Origin of the sequence: Xanthomonas sp. D-109, assembly GCF_017746095.1 — a bacterium.
GTDB lineage: Bacteria > Pseudomonadota > Gammaproteobacteria > Xanthomonadales > Xanthomonadaceae > Xanthomonas_A > Xanthomonas_A sacchari.
The window spans coordinates 173,972-190,876 of sequence record NZ_JAGHWV010000002.1 but is presented as its reverse complement, the minus strand read 5'-3'; the positions used below and the strand labels follow the sequence as shown (position 1 = coordinate 190,876).

Sequence of the window (16,905 nt, the reverse complement as noted above, 5' to 3'; positions counted from 1 at the left end):
GCGTTCAGCGCGCCCGCCAATGGCAGGCCGACGGCCAGGGCAACACCAGCGCCAGCAGCGCCGCCACCCGCACGACGGCCGCCGGCGGCAGCGCCACGCGCCAGGGCAGTGCCGAGCGCAACGCCGACGGCAGCGCCAGCCGCCAGGGCAGCGCCAGCGTGCAAGGCGCCGACGGCGCCACTGCCAGCAGCAGCGGCAGCCTGGCCCGCGCCGCCGACGGCACGCTCAGCGGCAGCCGCCAGAGCAGCGTCGCGGGCACACAGGGCAGTTACCAGGGCAGCACCAGCGTGCAGGACGGCAGCGTCGTCCACACCGGCACCTGCACCGACGCCAGCGGCGCGGTGGTGCCGTGCCGGCCCTAGGACAGGCGGCGGTGGCGGGGGCCGTCCGGGGGCGCCAACGCCCTGGCCGCGGCCGGCTTCACGGCCCCGTCACGGCCGCGAACGACCGCCGCGGCGGGACCGGAATCGTCCGCCCGCGGCAAACCGTTGCCAGGCTTAGGTTTTCGTAATTCACCCATATTTAGCGTTGACGTCGCCGACCGACCCCACTATCTTGGGGTGGTCGGTTCCGGCGGCCACAAGCCGCGGGATCAAAAGGGAAGCCGGTGCGGCGTGCCAACGCCAACTCCGGCGCTGCCCCGCAGCGGTAATTGGGAACGAACCCGTCATCCGCACTGAGGCGCCCGCCTTGGGAAGCGACGGGCTAGGAACCGGCTACGGCCGTTGCCCATCAGCCCGAAGACCTGCCGACAGCCGCGCGAAGCACACCGCGCGGCGCCGACCGCGCGCTCTCCGGGGGGAGAGGGTCGGTGCAGCGATGACCGCCCGCAGGCCCGGTGCCTGCGCCGTTTGCAGTCTTCGCGACACCGCCCGCCCACCTTCGGACCCGGTCGGACCGCTGCCTGCGAGGGTCGGGCGGCCGCGTGCACCACGCTTGGAGACCTTCATGAGCCAGACCCACAGCCTGCCGGCCACCGCGTCCGTCGACGCCGCCGTCGACCCCACGACCGCTGCCGCCACTGCCCAGCCGGAGCCGACGGCCAGCAGCGAGCCGAGCAACGACCAGCGCGCCGTGACCTGGATCGTCAAGGACGGCGGCAACCGCCGCATGGCCTTCGACCGCTCGCGCCTGCAGCGCACCCTGGACCGGATCCACGCCGAGTTCCCGCAGCTGGACGTGAGCGACTACGAGCGCAAGGCCTTCGCCTTCATCGAGAAGAAGGAAAGCCTGTCGGCCGACGACATGGTCGACTACCTGATCCGCGAGGCCGAGTCGCGCGTGGACATCGCCACGCCAGAGTGGGAATACTTCGCCGCGCGCCTGTACCTGGACCGCCTGTACAAGCGCGCCAGCAAGAACCGTTTCTACGATGCCGGCGAGAAGTACGGCTCCTACGTCGGCCTGCAGGAAAGCCTGGCCGACCGCGGCGTGTACTCGATCGACATCCTCAAGAACTACTCCAAGGACGAACTGGCCGAAGCCGGCCGCATGATCGATCCGGAGCGCGACAAGCTGTTCGCCTACAACGGCCTGTACCTGCTGGCCACGCGCTACCTGGCCACCGACAACTCGCGCAAGGTCTACGAACTGCCGCAGGAGCGCTGGCTGACCATCGCCCTGTACCTGATGCAGGACGAGAAGCCGCGCGAGCGCCGCATGCAGCTGGTCGGCGAGGCCTACTGGGCGCTGTCCAACCTGTACATGACCGTGGCCACCCCGACCCTGGCCAACGCCGGCAAGATCGGCGGGCAGCTGTCGAGCTGCTTCATCGACACCGTCGACGACAGCCTGCAGGGCATCTACGACTCCAACACCGACGTGGCGCGCGTGTCCAAGCACGGCGGCGGCGTCGGCGCCTACCTGGGCTACGTGCGTTCGTCCGGCTCGGCGATCCGCGGGGTCAAGAACTCCAGCGGCGGCGTGGTGCCGTGGATCAAGCAGCTCAACAACACCGCCGTGTCGGTGGATCAGCTCGGCCAGCGCAAGGGCGCCATCGCCGTGTACCTGGACATCTGGCACCGCGACATCGAGGCGTTCCTGGACCTGCGCCTGAACAACGGCGACCAGCGCCTGCGCGCGCACGACGTGTTCACCGCGGTGTGCGTGCCGGACATCTTCATGGAAGCGGTGGAGCGCCGCGGCGAGTGGTACCTGTTCGACCCGCACGAGGTGAAGGAGGTCAAGGGCTGGTACCTGCAGGACTTCTTCGACGAGAAGCGCGGCGAAGGCAGCTTCCGCGCCCGCTACGAGGAAGTGGTGGCCGACGAGCGCATCGGCCGCAAGGTGGTCAAGGCCATCGACATGTTCAAGCGGATCATGGTCAGCCAGCTGGAGACCGGCAACCCGTTCATGTTCTATCGCGACGAAGTCAATCGCATGAACCCGAACAAGCACCAGGGCATGGTGTATTCCAGCAACCTGTGCACCGAGATCCTGCAGAACATGAGCCCGACGCGGGTCATCCAGGAGATGATCAGCGGCGACCAGATCGTCACCACCAAGCAGGCCGGCGACTTCGTCGTGTGCAACCTGTCCTCGGTGAACCTGGGCCGCGCGGTCACCGCGCAGCCGGACCTGCTGTCGCCGGACATCCTGGAGCGGCTGATCCGCGTCCAGGTGCGCATGCTCGACAACGTCATCGACCTCAACGAGCTGCCGGTGCCGCAGGCCACCATCACCAACCAGAAGTACCGCGCGATCGGCCTGGGCACCTTCGGCTGGCACCACCTGCTGGCGCAGAAGGGCATCGACTGGAATTCGCCGGACGCCGAGGCCTACAGCGATTCGCTGTACGAGCGCATCAACTACCTGACCATCCAGGCGAGCCTGGCGCTGGCCAAGGAGAAGGGCGCGTACAAGGTGTTCAAGGGCAGCGACTGGCAGAACGGCGAGTATTTCACCAAGCGCGGCTATGACAGTGCCGAGTGGCAGGAACTGGCCGCGCAGGTGAGCGTGCACGGCGTGCGCAACGCCTGGATGGTGGCGGTGGCGCCGAACATGAGCACCGCGCAGATCGCCGGCTCCACCGCGTCGATCGACCCGATCTACAGCGCGTTCTACTACGAAGAGAAGAAGGACTTCCGCCGTCCGGTGGTGGCGCCCGGCCTGACCGTGGACACCTATCCGTACTACGAGAAGGGCGCCTACAAGGTCGACCAGTTCGCCAGCGTGCGCCAGAACGCGCGCCGCCAGCGCCACGTCGACCAGTCGATCAGCTTCAACTTCTACGTGCCCAGCGGCATCCGCGCCAGCACCCTGCTGGACCTGCACATGACCGCATGGAAGGAAGGCCTGAAGACCACGTACTACGTGCGCTCCAACGACATCGACATCAGCGAGTGCGAGTGGTGCTCGAGCTGATCGCCGGCGTCTGACGCCCGCGCCGCGCGGCAGGCCCGACCTGCCGCGCGCGTTCCGTATTCCCGCGCCGTCCGCCGGCGCCGTTCACCCGACTACCGAAGCACATCCATGGCCATCGCGCTCGACCGCATCAAGATCCTCGAACCGCTGCACCCCAACCGTTCCACCGGCATCATCAACGGCACCACCAGCGGCATCCTCAACTGGAACGACATCCCGTACCCGTCCTTCTACCGGGCGTACAAGGAGCTGTCGACCAACTTCTGGATCCCCGACGAAGTGGACATGAAGGGCGATGCCAAGCAGTACGGGGAGCTGTCGGCGCGCGAGAAGAACGCCTACGACTCGATCATCGGCCTGCTGGCCACGCTGGATTCGCCGCAGACGCGCTTCATCTACAACGTCGCCGAATACATCACCGACCCGGCCGCGCACGCCAACGCCGCGATCATCGGCCAGCAGGAAGTGATCCACAACGAGAGCTACTCGTACGTGCTGGCCTCGATCGCCGGCCTGGCCGACCAGAACCGCGTGTTCGAGATCGCGCGCACGCATCCGACCATCATCGCGCGCAACCAGCCGATCATGCAGGCCTACGACGACTTCATGCGCGAGAAGACCGCCGAGACCCTGCTGCGCTCGCTGATCCAGTCCTCGATCCTGGAAGGCATCAACTTCTATTCCGGCTTCGCGTATTTCTACAACCTGGTGCGGCAGAACCGCATGACCGGTACCGGCAAGATCATCAGCTTCATCAACCGCGACGAGCTGGCCCACACCAAGTTCATCAGCGAGCTGATCCGCGCCATCATCGGCGAGAACGCCGAGCTGCAGACCAACGAACTGACCGACTACGTGCATCAGGCCTTCGAGCATGCGATCCGCCTGGAGACCGAGTGGTCCTCGGAAGTGCTCGACGGCATCGAGGGCATCGACGTGGACGAGATGATCCAGTACGTGAAGTACCGCGCCAACAAGATGTCCGGCATGCTCGGCATCGAGAAGCTGTACAGCGGCGCTAGCGACAACGTGATGCCGTGGATCAAGGCCTACGCCGACAACTTCACCGAGACCAAGACCGACTTCTTCGAGATGCGCAACGCCAGCTACAAGAAGACCAACTCGGACAACGGCTTCGACGATCTGTGAAGGGCCGGGATTCGGGATTCGTCATTCGGGATTCGCAACAGCAAGGTCGAATCCCGCTTTACGAATCCCCAATCCCGAATCCCAAATCCCCGCCCCATGCATATCCTGCTCGCCTACGCTTCGCTCAGCGGCAATACCCGCGACGTCGCCCGCCGCGTGCATGCGCAGTGCGAGGCGGCCGGGCACGAGGTCACCTGGATCCACACCGACCTGCAGACGCTGCAGGGCGCGCTCGGCGATGCCGCGCGCGCGGCGGACTTCGATCTGCATCTGCTCGGCAGTTGGAGCGACAACGCCGGGCGCACGCCGGCGGAGATGAAGCGCTATATCGCCGAGTTGGTCGAGGCGACAGGCAAGACGATCGAAGTGGCGGCGTTCGGCACCGGCGAGACGCAGTGGGGGCTGGAGTATTACTGCGGTGCGGTCAAGCGCATCGCGCGGTTCTTCGAAAGCGCCTATCCGCGGCTGGAGATCGAGCAGATGCCGCACGGCGACCGCGACAACGCGGCGATCGACGCCTGGTGCGCGCAGGTGCTGGCGTTGCGCGCGGCGCGCGGGTCGTCGGCAGGCGCGGTGCCGGCAGCCGCTGCCGAGCCCCCGTCCGCCGGTGCGGGCGGGTTCGCTGCGATGGAGTTTCCGCTGCACCGCAGCGGCTGACGCCGTCGTCCATCCGTTTTCCTGGCTTCGCCGGCGTCCTCATCGCACGCTGGGTTTCTCCGACATCAGACAAGGTTCCGTTCCATGCTCACCACCATCACCGTTTCCAGCGCCGAACAGTTCGCCGATGCCCTCGCCGCGCACCCGCGCGTGCTGGCCGATTTCAACAAGGACAACTGCCCGGGTTGCCGCATGCTCGACAAGTCGCTGGAGCGTTTCGCCGAGAGCGACACGGCGCAGGGCGTGACCCTGCTCAAGGTGAAGATGGAAGACGTGGGCGAGGAGTTCTTCCGTGCGCAGGGCCTGCGGCAGACGCCGACGCTGATGCTGTTCCGCCAGGGCGAGGAAGTGGCGCGCGTGCCCGGCTTCGTGCCGCCGGCCAAGATCGACGAAGCAGTGCGCACCCATCTGGGCTGAGCGCGCCGCGTTCCTCGCACCTCGTATCTCGTAGGAGCGGCTTCAGCCGCGACGGGCTTTCCCATAACGTCTGTCGCGGCTGGAGCCGCTCCTACGGTGCCTCCTTTCATCCGACAGGAAAATCTCAAGCGAAAGCAAGAGCTTTCGCCCTTGCGGGCGAGTTACTTTTCTTTGCTCGCGCAAAGAAAAGGTAACCAAAAGAAAGCGCGCCCTGCCTTCGCGCCCTCCGCGCTGCGCGCTCCGGGTCCGCGTCCATCCCGGGGATCCGCGGAAGGGGCATCCTGCCCCTGCCGCGGACGGCGTACATCCATGTACGCCGCCCTTCGGGTGTTTCCCCGCGATGGCCGCCGCTTCGGAAGGGAACCCGGCAAGTCAAAAGCCAAAGCAACAGCAACAGGAACAGCAATAGCAAAGGTCCGAGCGATTGCCGCTGCAGCGCATGTCGGCGTCATCGCAGCGTCCGCCAGCGAATGCGCTGCGCGTGGCGTGAAGGTATCGTGGGCGGCAAGCGTCCAGAGGTTGCGTGTAGCGTGATGCGGCGGCGTGTTCCTCGTAACCCGGTGAACCCAGCGTAGGAGCGGCTTCAGCCGCGACAGGTTTTACCGTGGAAACCCCTATCGCGCCTGATGGTACGAGGCATGCCTAACGCCTCTCGCCGGGGCTTGCGATAAGTCGGATGGTGCACTGTGGGAGGGACTTCAGTCCCGACGCGTTGAGGTTGGGTACCTGGCAGCGTCGTTCGTCGCGGCTGCACGGCAGTTGATTCCTGCATGCATACAGAGCGCAGCCATGCACTGCAGTCTCTACCCACGCCTGCCCGCCGCATGCCCCTGCGCCAACTGCCACAGATGGCGCACGATCGGCATCGCCTGTGCCGTGGCCGGCAGCGCGGCCAGCGCCAGCCGCGCCATCGGCACGCGGCCTTCGATGTCCAGGTAGCGCACACCGGGCAACTGCACCTGCGCGGTGGAGGCGGGGACCACCGACACGCCCAGTTCGGCGGCCACCAGGTTGACGATGGAGGACATCTGCGGCGCTTCCTGTTCGATCTTCAGCTCGAAGCCGGCCTGGCGGCAGGCATCGAGGATCTCGTCGTAGAGGCTGGTGCCGAAGCTGCGCGGGAACAGGATGAAGGGTTCGCCGGCCAGCGCCGACAGCGGCGCGCGCTTGCGCTTGGCCAGGCGGTGCGCGGCCGGTACCGCGATCTTCATCGGTTCGTCGGGTAGCTTGAGCAACTGCAGTTCCGAGGGCGTGGCCACGCTGTAGCGGATGAAGGCCGCATCCAGCCGCCCCTGCAGCAACGCCGCGAGCAGGCCGGCGGTGTTGGTCTCTTCCAGCGCCAGCGTCACCGCCGGCCAGCCGCGGCGGAAGCCGCGCACCAGGGTCGGCACGATCGGGTTGAACGCCGCCGAGGCGGTGAAGCCGAGCCGCAGCACGCCGCTCTCGCCGCGTGCGGCGCGGCGTGCGGCATCGCCGGCGCGTTCCAGGTCGGCGAGCACGCGCCGGGCTTCGGTGCGGAAGGCGCGGCCAGCATCGGTGAGCTCGGCGCCGCGCGGTGTGCGCACGAACAGCGGCGTGCCCAGTTCCTCCTCCAGTGCGCGGATCTGCTGGCTCAGCGGCGGTTGCTGGATGCCCAGTTGCGCCGCGGCGCGGGTGAAGTGCCCGGCCTCGGCCACGGCCAGGAAATAGCGCAGGTGGCGCAGTTCCATGTCATATCCAGAACATATGAAGACCGGGCCGATCATATATTGGACGCCGGGGTCGGTCAGGCGAATACTGGCCTTCCGTTTCCCGCTGCGACCCATCCCGTGAACGCCTCCAGCCAATGCCCGCCGGCGCACGCCGTGGACGACGCGCCGCTGCTGCGCATCCGCCTGGCGCTGTTCCTGGCCGGCTTCGCCACCTTCTCGCTGCTGTACAGCGTGCAGCCGCTGCTGCCCGAATTCGCCCGCGAGTTCGGGCTCAGCGCGGCGACCAGCTCGTTGCCGCTGTCGCTGGCCACCGGCGGCCTGGCGATCGCGATCTTCTGCGCCGGCGCAGTGTCGGAGACGCTGGGCCGGCGCGGGCTGATGTTCGTGTCGATCGCGTTGGCGGCGCTGCTCAACCTGCTCGCGTCCTACCTGCCGCACTGGGGCGCGCTGGTGGTGGTGCGCGCGCTGTCCGGCATCGCCCTGGGCGGCGTCCCGGCGGTGGCGATGGTGTACCTGGCCGAGGAACTGCCGGCGAGCCGGCTTGGCGCGGCCACCGGGCTGTACGTGGCCGGCAACGCCTTCGGCGGCATGGTCGGCCGCATCGGCATGAGCGTGCTCACCGATCACTTCGACTGGCGCACCGCGCTGGCCACGTTGAGCACGGTGGACCTGCTGGCCGCGATCGGCTTCGTGTGGCTGCTGCCGCCGTCGCGGCACTTCGTGCGCCGCCAGGGCGTGAACCTGCGCTTCCACCTGCGAGCCTGGGGCGGGCATCTGCGCGATCGCCATCTGCCGTGGCTGTTCGCGATCCCGTTCTTGGCGATGGGCGTGTTCGTCAGCGTCTACAACTACGCCGGCTTCCGCCTGGGCGGACCGGAGTTCGGGCTGAGCCAGAGCCAGCTCGGCATGATCTTCAGTGCCTACGTGTTCGGCATCGTGTCGTCCTCGGTGGCCGGCGCCGCCTCCGACCGGTTTGGCCGCGGCCCGGTGGTGCTGGCCGGCATCGCCACCGCGGCGCTGGGCGTGGCGCTGACCCTGGCGCATGCGTTGGTGCCGGTCATCGCCGGCATCGTGCTGCTGACCATCGGCTTCTTCGTCGCGCACTCGGCGGCCAGCGCCTGGGTCGGGCGCCTGGGCGGCGAGTTCAAGGGCCATGCCGCTTCGCTGTACCTGCTGGCCTATTACGCCGGCGCCAGCGTGATCGGCTCGCTCAGCGGCGCGGCCTGGCAGCACGGTGGCTGGAACGCGCTGGTCGCCTGCTGTCTGGTGTTGCTGGGTATCGGCCTGGTCGCCGCGCAGGTGCTGCGCCGCGGTGCCGACGACAGCCGCCCCTATGGCCGCTTCGGGCCGCATCCGCCGCGCGGCGAGTGAGCCGCGCCGCCGTCGTCATCCAGCGAGGATTTCGCGATGCAGATCGCCCATCTCGACCATCTGGTCCTCACCGTCGCCGACATCGACGCCAGCTGCGCGTTCTATGCGCAGGTGCTGGGCATGCGCGTGGTGACCTTCGGCGAAGGCCGCAAGGCGCTGACGTTCGGCCAGCAGAAAATCAACCTGCATCGGCATGGTCACGAGTTCGACCCGAAGGCGCGGGCGCCCACGCCGGGCTCGGCCGACCTGTGCTTGCTCACTGCCACGCCGCTGGCGCAGGTGGTCGAGGAGCTGCGTGCTGCCGCCGTGCCGATCGAGCAGGGGCCGGTGCAACGCACCGGCGCCTGCGGGCCGATCCTGTCGCTGTATTTCCGCGATCCCGACGGCAATTTGATCGAGGTCGCCAACCCATTATGAAGGCGGGCGCCGCCGCGGCAGCGCCCGCGTCGTGCGCTTACTCCGAGTAGCTCACCGACAGGGTCACGTTGGCGTAGCCGCCGCTGCCGCCGGTCGGGCGGATGAAGTAGCTGCCCGACACCGGCAGCGCCATCTGCACGTTCTGGGTCGTGCCGCTGCGCACCGAACTGTAGTCGGCGTCGCTGCCGTCGGTGCTGGGCGCGCGGATGGCGCGCGCATACAGTTTCAGCTGGCCGCTGCCACCCAGCGTGCGGATCTGCAGGTTGCGGGCGTTGGCCGGCACGTCCAGCCGGTACAGCGTGCCTTGGCCGGCAGCGGCGGACAGCTTGCTCAACGTCCCTGGCCCGATGCTCACCGCGGTCGCTTCCTCGCCGCCGCCGTTGGCGCCGGCCGCACGCGCCACGGCCTTGCCGGCATTGAGGATGCCGGCGCCGATGCGTAGCGTCGGCTTGACCGGGAACACGTTGGAGGTCTGGGTCAGGATGTCGCGGAGCTGTGCGATCGACGGCATCGGCCGGCCGGCGCCGATCGCCGCGCTGATCGCCAGCGCGGCCACGCCGGCCACGTGCGGCGAGGCCATCGAGGTGCCGGCGTAGCCGGCATAGGCCGGCTGGTCGGGGCCGTGCGTGCCCGTGTTGAGGGTCGACCAGACCAGGCCGGTACGCACCGAGCCGCTGCCGCTGGACGCATCGTTGGCGTAGACGCCGCCGCCGGGCGCGGACAGGGTGATGTTGCTGCCGTAGTTGGAGTAATAGGCACGGCCGCCGGTGATGCCTGTGGCGGCCACGTTGATCACTCCGGGGCAGCTCGCCGGCGTATACGACGCGGCATCCGAGTTGCTGTTGCCGGCCGCCACCACCACCAGAGAGCCGCGTGCGATCGCGCCGGCGATGGCCTGTGCGGCGACGGTGTCCTCCGTGCAGCTGCCGAAGCCGCCCAGGCTCATGTTGATCACCTCGGCGGGGTTCGGGTTGTCCGGCACGCCGTCGACGTGGCCGCCGGAGGCCCAGACGATGGCGTCGGCGATGTCGGCGGTGCTACCGCCACAATGGCCCAGCGCGCGGACCGGCAGGATCCTGGCGTCCGGAGCGATACCGGCCATGCCCAGGCCGTTGTTGGTGCGCATGGCGATGGTGCCGGCGACGTGGGTGCCATGCCAGGAGCTGTCGCTCTGTTGGCCAGGATCCGCGCAGCCGCCGTTGGAGGTCAGATACTTGTCCTCGCTGGTCCAGTCGCCGGTGTCCCAACCGCCGGGCACGCGCCCGTTGCTGGCACGGCCGGACATCAGGGCATCGCTGATGAAATCGTAGCCGGCGTCGGCCAGCGAGGTATCCAGGTCCGGATGCGCGGTGATGCCGGTGTCGATCACCGCGACCACGACGCCCTGGCCGGTGCCGTACTGCCAGGCCGGCAGCAGGTCGATGCCGCCGCGGTTGGCGTAGCCGGTGGTCTCCGGCGCCAGCGTCTCCAGGTGGCCGTCGGGTGTGCGCAGGTGCCACTGCACCACGTAGCCGGGATCGTTGGGTGCGGCGACCGCGCTGGTGGTGGCCTGGGCGGTACTGCGTATCGGCTTGAGGATCAGGTTCGGTTCGACGTGCGCCACCGCCGGATCGGCGCGCAAGCTGCTCATCAGCGTTTCTAGCTGCGACTGGCTCAGCGCACGGTTGGGGCGCACCAGATCGGCACCGATGGCGAGCCGGCGCACCCGGCTCAGCGCCGGTGCGCTCTGCCGGTAGTTGCTGGACCAGGTCGAGGTGGTACTCGGCGCGGCCATGATCTGCTTGAGCCTGTTCGCGGCGGCCACGGCGTCGCGGCGCTCGCTGCTGCCATCGCGATAGGTCACGATCAGCCCGTCGTAGACCTTGGACTGGCCGGGCATGGCGCTCTGCAGAACGGAGAAGCGCGGCGCGGACTGCGCCTGCGCGGCCGAGGCCAGCGCCAGGCCCAGCGACAGGGCCAGCAGGCTGCGGGAATGCGAGGGAATGTGGTTCATCTGGTGGTCTCTACGGAAGGTCGGGGAAGTGCGCCGACACGCGATGGCGGGCCGGCAGGAGGGGGAACGGGATCACCAACTGAAGCCGGCACCGGCGGAGACGCTCTTCTCGCTGCCGGAGAAGGCGCCGCCGAGCGAGACGCTGGCACGGTTGCCGATCGCGCGCTGGTAGCCCACCGCCAGCGCGCTTTCGCCGCCCTGCGAGCCGACGCCGACGCCGATGCGGTTGGCGCCGGCCAGGCCGGAGGTGTTGACCGCCATGCCGGCGTAGGCAGCGCTGACCGCACCCATGCGGTCGATGCGCCGGTCCAGGTGCTGGAAGCGTTGGTCGGTGTCGGTGCGCAGCTTGGTCAGGTTGTCGTCCCAGCCGGCCATGCGGCTGTCGGTGTAGGCGTTGGCGCTGCTCAGGGTGGCGCTGTCGCCAGCCTGCATCTGCGCGACGTTGACCGCATCGGTGGCCGCGGTGCCGGCGGCGACGTTGCTGATCTGCCGTTCGTTGCCGGCGCTGCCCACCGAGACGGTGTTGGCGCGGGTGGCGGTCGAGCCACGGCCGATCGCCACGGCGTTGTTCGCCGAAACCGACGCGCCCTGGCCCAGCGCCGTGCCGGAGGCGGCGGTGACCGTGGCGCTTTCGCCGACCGCCACCGCATTGGTGGCGGTGGCGCTGATGCTGGCGTTGGAGCCCACCGCGGTACTGCCGTCGGCATTGACCCGCGCGTTGCCGCCCAGCGCGGTGTCGTTGGGACCGTAGGCCAGCGCGTTGGAGCCGATCGCCGTGCCGTTCTGGCCGTTGGCGGTGGCCTGCGCGCCGACCGCTACCGCATTGGTGCCGGCGCCGACGCTGGGGCCGCCATCTGACCCGCTGCCTACGGCCACGCCGCCGCCACTCTGCGCCAGCGTGCCGACGCGGTTGTCCAGCGACGACAGTGCGCCGTCCAGCGCCGACAGCGCCGAGCCGACCGTGCCGTAGCTGTGGCCCTGGATCAGATAGCTGCCGCCGCTGAAGCTGCCGTCGCCGCCGACCGCGCTGCCGGCGCCGAGCGCGCTGGCGATGCTGCGCAGCTGCAGCACGTTGACCGCGTCGGTGTCGGCGGTACCGGCCGCGACGTAGGTCAGTTGGCGCAGGGCGCCGTCGTTGCCGAAGGCGACGGTGTTGTCGCGGTCGGCCATCGAACCAGCACCGATCGCCACGCTGTTGGCGCCGGTAGCGGCGCTGTTGTAGCCCAGCGCCACGCTGCCGGCCGTCAGCGCGGTGGCGCCGCTGCCGAGCGCGGTGGCGCCGGCGGCGTTGGCGCTGGCAATGGAACCGAACGCGCTGGCGTCCTCGCCGTCGGCGAAGGACTGCGCGCCCACCGCCACCGCGTTGCTGCTGGTCGCCAGCGCCTGTGTACCCAGGGCCATGCTGTAGGTCGCGTCGGCATGGCTGTCGAAACCGAGTGCGGTGCCGTAATCGGACAACGCCCAGGCACCGGCGCCGACGGTGACCGCGCCCAGCCCGTTGGATTGCGCCTGAATGCCGGCGTTGCTGGCGCCGATCGCTACGCTCTGCTGGCCGGAGGCCGAGGCGCTGTCGCCGATCGCGATGCTGCCGTCGCCGCTGGCGGTGGCGCTGTAGCCCATCGCCACGCCGAAGAACCCGGAGGCGACGCTGTAGCCGCCATGCGCGATCGCGCCGGTGCCGCTGGCAGACGCGGCATAGCCGAACGCGCTGGCCTGCTCGCCGCCGGCCTGGGTCGCACCGCCGACGGCGGTGGCGTATTCGCCGCTGGCGAAGGAGATCGCGCCGACCGCGGTCGCGCCGGCGCCGCTGGCGCTGGCGCTCCAGCCGAGCGCGCTGGCGGTGGTGGCGGACGCGTTGGCCGCGGTGCCGATGGCCAGCGCGCCGAAGCCGCTGCTCTGCGCGCCGGCGGCATCGCCATAGGTACTGCCGAAGAAGCTGCCGCCGATCGCGATCGCCGAGGTGCCGCTGGCGACCGCGCCGTCGCCCATGGCGATGGCCGCGCTGTCGGAGGCGGTGCTGTGGTGGCCGATGGCGATGGCGAAGGCGCCGGAGGCATCGGCGCGGGCGCCCATGGCCACCGCGCGCAAACCGGCGGCGCTGGCGCTGTCGGTGCCGTCGTTCAGCCCCTCGGCAAGGAAGTAGTTCAGCGTATTCTGGCTACCGGGCTGGACCGGCGGTACCGAGTCGTCGTCGCCGGCGTCGTCGGCCGCGGCCACCTCGCCAGCCTGGGCGGCGGGCACCGCCTGGACCGCGGCCGCGCCCGTGGCCGGCGTGCCGCTGGCGGAGGCGGCCAACGGCGCCAGGGCGAGCAGTACCGCGGCCGTCAACAGGCCGTAAGAACGCGGTTGCAGCATGTGAAGCGAGGCGAGCGACTGGCGCGAAGGCGCCGGGGCGTGCAAGAGAGGCATGGTCGGATCCAGGGCTGGTGCCGGCGCGCGGGCGGTCGGCGATGGGTTTAACCTGGATTAAGGGGGTAGCTCGCCCCTGCGCTCAATGCACATAAATTCACGTCATGCTCACGGTAGACTCACCGCCATGGGCGTGAGTCTGCGAAATGCATCACAAGTCCCTGCGGTCGCCCTGTGCGCGCGGGTATGGCGCCGCGCATCGGCCTGGCTGCGCCGGGTACCCATCGCCGACCCGCTGGACCGACGCAACGCGCCGGCGCTGCAGGTGCTGTTCGTGTTCCTGGGCAGCGAGATTCCGCTCAACAAGCTCTATCACCTGCTGACCGCGCCGCGCATCGAGATGAGCACGGTGCAGTTGGCGGTGGACGTGGGTACCGATGCGGCGATCGCGGCTGCGGCCTGGGCCGGGGTCTGGATGATCCGCCGTGGTCTGCTGAAACAGGCCGCGGCCGCCTTCATCGCGGTGGTGCTGTGCTCGGCGGTCGCCGCCAACCTGGCGTTCGGCTACCAGCTGCAGGCCTTCGATCCGTATCCGATGATGATGCTGACCCTGGCCGCGCTGGTGATCGGGCGTCGTGCGCTGTGGCTGGTGTACCTGTGCATCCCGCTGATCTTCTGGCTGGGCATGGAAAGCCCGTGGGGCCAGGATCCGCACGGCAACCGCAGCCCGTTCCAGAACCTGCCGTCGCTGGCGTTGAGCTACCTGATGATCACCCTGGTGCTGGACCGTACCGTCGCCGCGCTGCGCGAGAGCCTGTGGCGCGCACGGCGCAGCGCCGCGCGCCTGCGCGTGGAGATGCGCGAGCGCACCCTGGCCCAGCAACGCCTGCTGCACCTGCAGAAGATCGAGCTGGTGGAACAATTGGCCAGCGGCGTATCGCACGACTTCAACAACATCCTCAGCGCGATCCTGGGCTACACCGAGCAACGCCACTGCGTGCACGAACTGGACTATCACCCGCCGCGCGATGCGCTGATGCTGGCCGAGGCGCTGGAGGGCGTGGCGCTGGCCGCGCAGCGCGGCGTGGCGGTCAGCCGCAAGCTGCTCAGCTTCAGCCGCCGCGAGGCGAGCGTTCCCGAGCGCTTCGACGCCGGCGAAGCGCTGCGCAGCCTGCAGCCGATGCTGCGACAACTGTTGGGCGCCACCGTGCAGGTGCGGCTGGACCTCACCGCCGACCCGGCACCGGTGTTCCTGGACCGCAGCCGCTTCGACCTGACGCTGCTGAACTTCGCCGCCAACGCGCGCGATGCGATGCCGGACGGCGGCGGTTTTTCGCTGCAACTGCGCCGCGAGGGCGAGGCCATCGCCATCGCCATCGCCGATACCGGCATGGGCATGAGCGAGGCCGTGCAGCGGCAGATCTTCGAGCCGTTCTTCACCACCAAGCCGGCCGGGCAGGGCACCGGACTGGGCCTGGCGGTGGCGTTCGAGATGGCGCAACAGGCGCGCGGCAGCCTGCAGGTGCGCAGCGCACCCGGCGCCGGCACCTGTTTCGTGCTGCGCCTGCCGCTGGCCGGGCTCAGCGCTCCTGCGGCATGAGCAGATAGCCTTCGCCGCGCACCGCGCGCAATGGCAGCGCGCTGCCGGTGCGCTCGTGCACCTTCTGCCGCAGCCGATGCAGCAACGCATCCAGCCGATGCGGATCGATCTCCAGCCCGGCGTTGCCGCCGAGCATGCCGATCAGCGCATCGCGGCTGACCAGTCGTCCGCGTGCCTGCCACAGGCTCTGCAGCACCTTGCGTTCGGAGGCGGTCAACGGCACCGCCTGCCCGTCTGGTGCGAACAGGCACCAGCCGTCGTCCTGCAGTTGCCATTCCTCGCTGGCCGGTGTGCTCGGCCGCAGCATGCGCCGGGCCACGCTGAACAGGGTGGCGGCGAGGATCTCGATCTGCACCGGCTTGATCAGATACGCATCGGCGCCCTGCACCAGCCCGCGCACCAGATCCGGCTGCTCGCCGCGGCCGCTGAGGATGACGATGCCCATGCCGGGGCGGCGTTCCTGCAGTTGCTGGGTCAGGGTGAAGCCGTCGCTGTCGGGCAGGCCGATGTCGAGCACGATCAGGTCGACACGTTGCGCCTCCAGCGCCGCCCACAGCGCCTGCGCGGTGCGCAGCGGCGTGACCTCGAAGCCGTGCCGCTGCAAGCCCGGCAGCAGCACGCGGTCCCGCAGCACATCGTCGTCCTCCAGCAACGCCACCCGCAGTGGGGCGTTGGCGGCAGCGGCGAGCGGGGACGGGGTGGGATCGGAAACGCGGCTCACGAGACGGAATCGGCGAAGGGACGGCATTCCTCACGGAGGTAGCGTGCGGCGTGACGCATGCCGTGAACGCTCAGCATCCTGCCGCGTTCTGGACAGTAGCCAGTTTCCCGCAGGCTTTCAATGCGCGCGGCAACGCTTCAGCGGCGGCTCTGGCCAGGGCTTGCGTTGCCGCCGCCTACCCCCTAGATAGGGAGCCGACACGCGGCCGTCGCGTGCGCCTCCACCACGTCCGGGACCTTCACGATGTCGCAGTTGCTGCAGGATCACCCCGCGTCCGCGCAGGCCGCGTCTTCCGCACTGGAAGCGTTCGTCGAGCGCCATCGGCGCCTGTTCGTGCTGACCGGCGCCGGCTGCAGCACCGACTCGGGCATTCCCGACTACCGCGATGCCGCCGGCGACTGGAAGCGTGCGCAGCCGGTGACCTACCAGGCCTTCATGGGCGAGCTGGCGACGCGGCAGCGCTACTGGGCGCGCAGCCTGCTCGGCTGGCCGCGCTTCGGTCATGCGCGACCCAATGCCACCCATGCCGCGCTGGCGCAGCTGGAAGCGCGCGGCCAGGTCGAACTGCTGCTGACCCAGAACGTGGACGGCTTGCACCAGGCCGCCGGCAGCCGCGCCACCATCGACCTGCACGGGCGCCTGGACGTGGTGCGCTGCATGGGCTGCGAGCGGCGCATGCCGCGCGAGGCGTTCCAGCAGCACCTGCTGCAGCACAACCCGCAGTGGGCGACGCTGCAGGCCGCGCCGGCGCCCGACGGCGATGCCGACCTGGAGGGCGAGGATTTCGCCAGCTTCGTGGTGCCCCCCTGCGTGCACTGCGGCGGCGTGCTGAAGCCGGACGTGGTGTTCTTCGGCGAGAACGTGCCGCGCGAGCGCGTGGCCAGCGCTTTCGCGCATCTGCAGCGTGCCGACGCGGTGCTGGTGGTGGGCTCGTCGCTGATGGTCTATTCCGGCTTCCGCTTCGTGCAGGCCGCGGCCAAGGCCGGCCTGCCGATCGCCGTGGTCAACCTCGGTCGTACCCGCGGCGACGATCTGCTGAGCCTGAAAGTGGAGCAATCGTGCGCGCAGGCGCTGGCGTTCCTGTTGCCGGCAGCGGCGCGCGTTCCGAATCCCGGCACGAACTGATCCACCGGCAGTGGTTGATCGCGCTGTGCGGCAGGAGTGCAATGGCCGCTTC

Annotated in this window: 13 protein-coding genes and 1 riboswitch; of the genes, 9 read left to right on the top strand and 4 right to left on the bottom strand. The window is 69.3% G+C overall.

Annotated features, from left to right (window positions below; genetic code table 11):
- The 5 genes from J7357_RS04355 to J7357_RS04335 all read left to right on the top strand — a co-directional run.
- Positions 1 to 362, top strand: a 362-nt coding sequence (locus J7357_RS04355; RefSeq protein ID WP_209245015.1) for a hypothetical protein, incomplete at its 5' end; no start/stop codon positions are given.
- Between the two features lie 186 nt (positions 363 to 548).
- A riboswitch (cobalamin riboswitch) is annotated at positions 549 to 768 on the top strand.
- 180 nt (positions 769 to 948) lie between these two features.
- Entirely contained in the window at positions 949 to 3,363 is a 2,415-nt protein-coding gene (locus tag J7357_RS04350; RefSeq protein ID WP_017908331.1) for a ribonucleoside-diphosphate reductase subunit alpha, read from the top strand.
- Between the two features lie 108 nt (positions 3,364 to 3,471).
- Complete coding sequence (locus J7357_RS04345) at positions 3,472 to 4,512, top strand: ribonucleotide-diphosphate reductase subunit beta (RefSeq protein ID WP_010340146.1); 1,041 nt, start codon at positions 3,472 to 3,474, stop codon at positions 4,510 to 4,512.
- Positions 4,513 to 4,608: 96 nt separating this feature from the next.
- Positions 4,609 to 5,169 carry a flavodoxin gene (locus J7357_RS04340; protein ID WP_209245014.1) on the top strand — a complete coding sequence of 187 codons (561 nt, stop codon included), beginning with the start codon at positions 4,609 to 4,611 and terminating at the stop codon, positions 5,167 to 5,169.
- Between the two features lie 84 nt (positions 5,170 to 5,253).
- Entirely contained in the window at positions 5,254 to 5,586 is a 333-nt protein-coding gene (locus J7357_RS04335; protein WP_209245013.1) for a thioredoxin family protein, read from the top strand.
- An 803-nt stretch (positions 5,587 to 6,389) separates the two neighbouring features.
- Here the strand turns inward: J7357_RS04335 and J7357_RS04330 are convergent.
- Positions 6,390 to 7,295, bottom strand: coding sequence for a LysR family transcriptional regulator (locus J7357_RS04330; protein ID WP_209245012.1), 906 nt, complete (start codon positions 7,293 to 7,295; stop codon positions 6,390 to 6,392).
- A gap of 99 nt (positions 7,296 to 7,394) precedes the next feature.
- Between J7357_RS04330 and J7357_RS04325 the strand changes: the two genes are divergently transcribed.
- Both J7357_RS04325 and J7357_RS04320 read left to right on the top strand, forming a co-directional pair.
- Positions 7,395 to 8,648, top strand: coding sequence for an MFS transporter (locus tag J7357_RS04325; RefSeq protein ID WP_209245011.1), 1,254 nt, complete (start codon positions 7,395 to 7,397; stop codon positions 8,646 to 8,648).
- 36 nt (positions 8,649 to 8,684) lie between these two features.
- Positions 8,685 to 9,065 (top strand): VOC family protein, encoded by a 381-nt coding sequence (locus J7357_RS04320; RefSeq protein ID WP_209245010.1) that lies wholly within the window; start codon positions 8,685 to 8,687, stop codon positions 9,063 to 9,065.
- A gap of 37 nt (positions 9,066 to 9,102) precedes the next feature.
- On the opposite strand, the gene J7357_RS04315 is transcribed toward J7357_RS04320, so the two are convergent.
- Together J7357_RS04315 and J7357_RS04310 are read right to left on the bottom strand one after the other, a co-directional pair.
- Positions 9,103 to 11,058 carry a S8 family serine peptidase gene (locus J7357_RS04315; RefSeq protein ID WP_209245009.1) on the bottom strand — a complete coding sequence of 652 codons (1,956 nt, stop codon included), beginning with the start codon at positions 11,056 to 11,058 and terminating at the stop codon, positions 9,103 to 9,105.
- A gap of 72 nt (positions 11,059 to 11,130) precedes the next feature.
- Positions 11,131 to 13,413 (bottom strand): YadA-like family protein, encoded by a 2,283-nt coding sequence (locus tag J7357_RS04310; RefSeq protein WP_244667261.1) that lies wholly within the window; start codon positions 13,411 to 13,413, stop codon positions 11,131 to 11,133.
- A gap of 187 nt (positions 13,414 to 13,600) precedes the next feature.
- On the opposite strand from J7357_RS04310, the gene J7357_RS04305 reads away from it, so the two are divergent.
- Entirely contained in the window at positions 13,601 to 15,007 is a 1,407-nt protein-coding gene (locus J7357_RS04305; RefSeq protein ID WP_343237387.1) for an ATP-binding protein, read from the top strand.
- Here J7357_RS04305 and J7357_RS04300 read toward each other — a convergent pair.
- Positions 14,988 to 15,728, bottom strand: coding sequence for a response regulator transcription factor (locus tag J7357_RS04300; protein WP_209245006.1), 741 nt, complete (start codon positions 15,726 to 15,728; stop codon positions 14,988 to 14,990). The two genes, J7357_RS04305 and J7357_RS04300, sit on opposite strands and share 20 nt — an antisense overlap.
- Before the next feature lie 243 nt (positions 15,729 to 15,971).
- Here J7357_RS04300 and J7357_RS04295 point away from each other — a divergent pair, with 243 nt between their 5' ends.
- Entirely contained in the window at positions 15,972 to 16,853 is an 882-nt protein-coding gene (locus J7357_RS04295) for an NAD-dependent protein deacetylase (RefSeq protein WP_209245005.1), read from the top strand.
- Positions 16,854 to 16,905: the final 52 nt, after the last annotated feature.

Coding starts and splice junctions, on each gene's coding strand:
- J7357_RS04350 (WP_017908331.1), top strand. CDS start 949: ATGAGCCAGACCCACAGCCTGCCGGCCACCGCGTCCGTCGACGCCGCC.
- J7357_RS04345 (WP_010340146.1), top strand. CDS start 3,472: ATGGCCATCGCGCTCGACCGCATCAAGATCCTCGAACCGCTGCACCCC.
- J7357_RS04340 (WP_209245014.1), top strand. CDS start 4,609: ATGCATATCCTGCTCGCCTACGCTTCGCTCAGCGGCAATACCCGCGAC.
- J7357_RS04335 (WP_209245013.1), top strand. CDS start 5,254: ATGCTCACCACCATCACCGTTTCCAGCGCCGAACAGTTCGCCGATGCC.
- J7357_RS04330 (WP_209245012.1), bottom strand. CDS start 7,295: ATGGAACTGCGCCACCTGCGCTATTTCCTGGCCGTGGCCGAGGCCGGG.
- J7357_RS04320 (WP_209245010.1), top strand. CDS start 8,685: ATGCAGATCGCCCATCTCGACCATCTGGTCCTCACCGTCGCCGACATC.
- J7357_RS04315 (WP_209245009.1), bottom strand. CDS start 11,058: ATGAACCACATTCCCTCGCATTCCCGCAGCCTGCTGGCCCTGTCGCTG.
- J7357_RS04310 (WP_244667261.1), bottom strand. CDS start 13,413: ATGCTGCAACCGCGTTCTTACGGCCTGTTGACGGCCGCGGTACTGCTC.
- J7357_RS04295 (WP_209245005.1), top strand. CDS start 15,972: ATGTCGCAGTTGCTGCAGGATCACCCCGCGTCCGCGCAGGCCGCGTCT.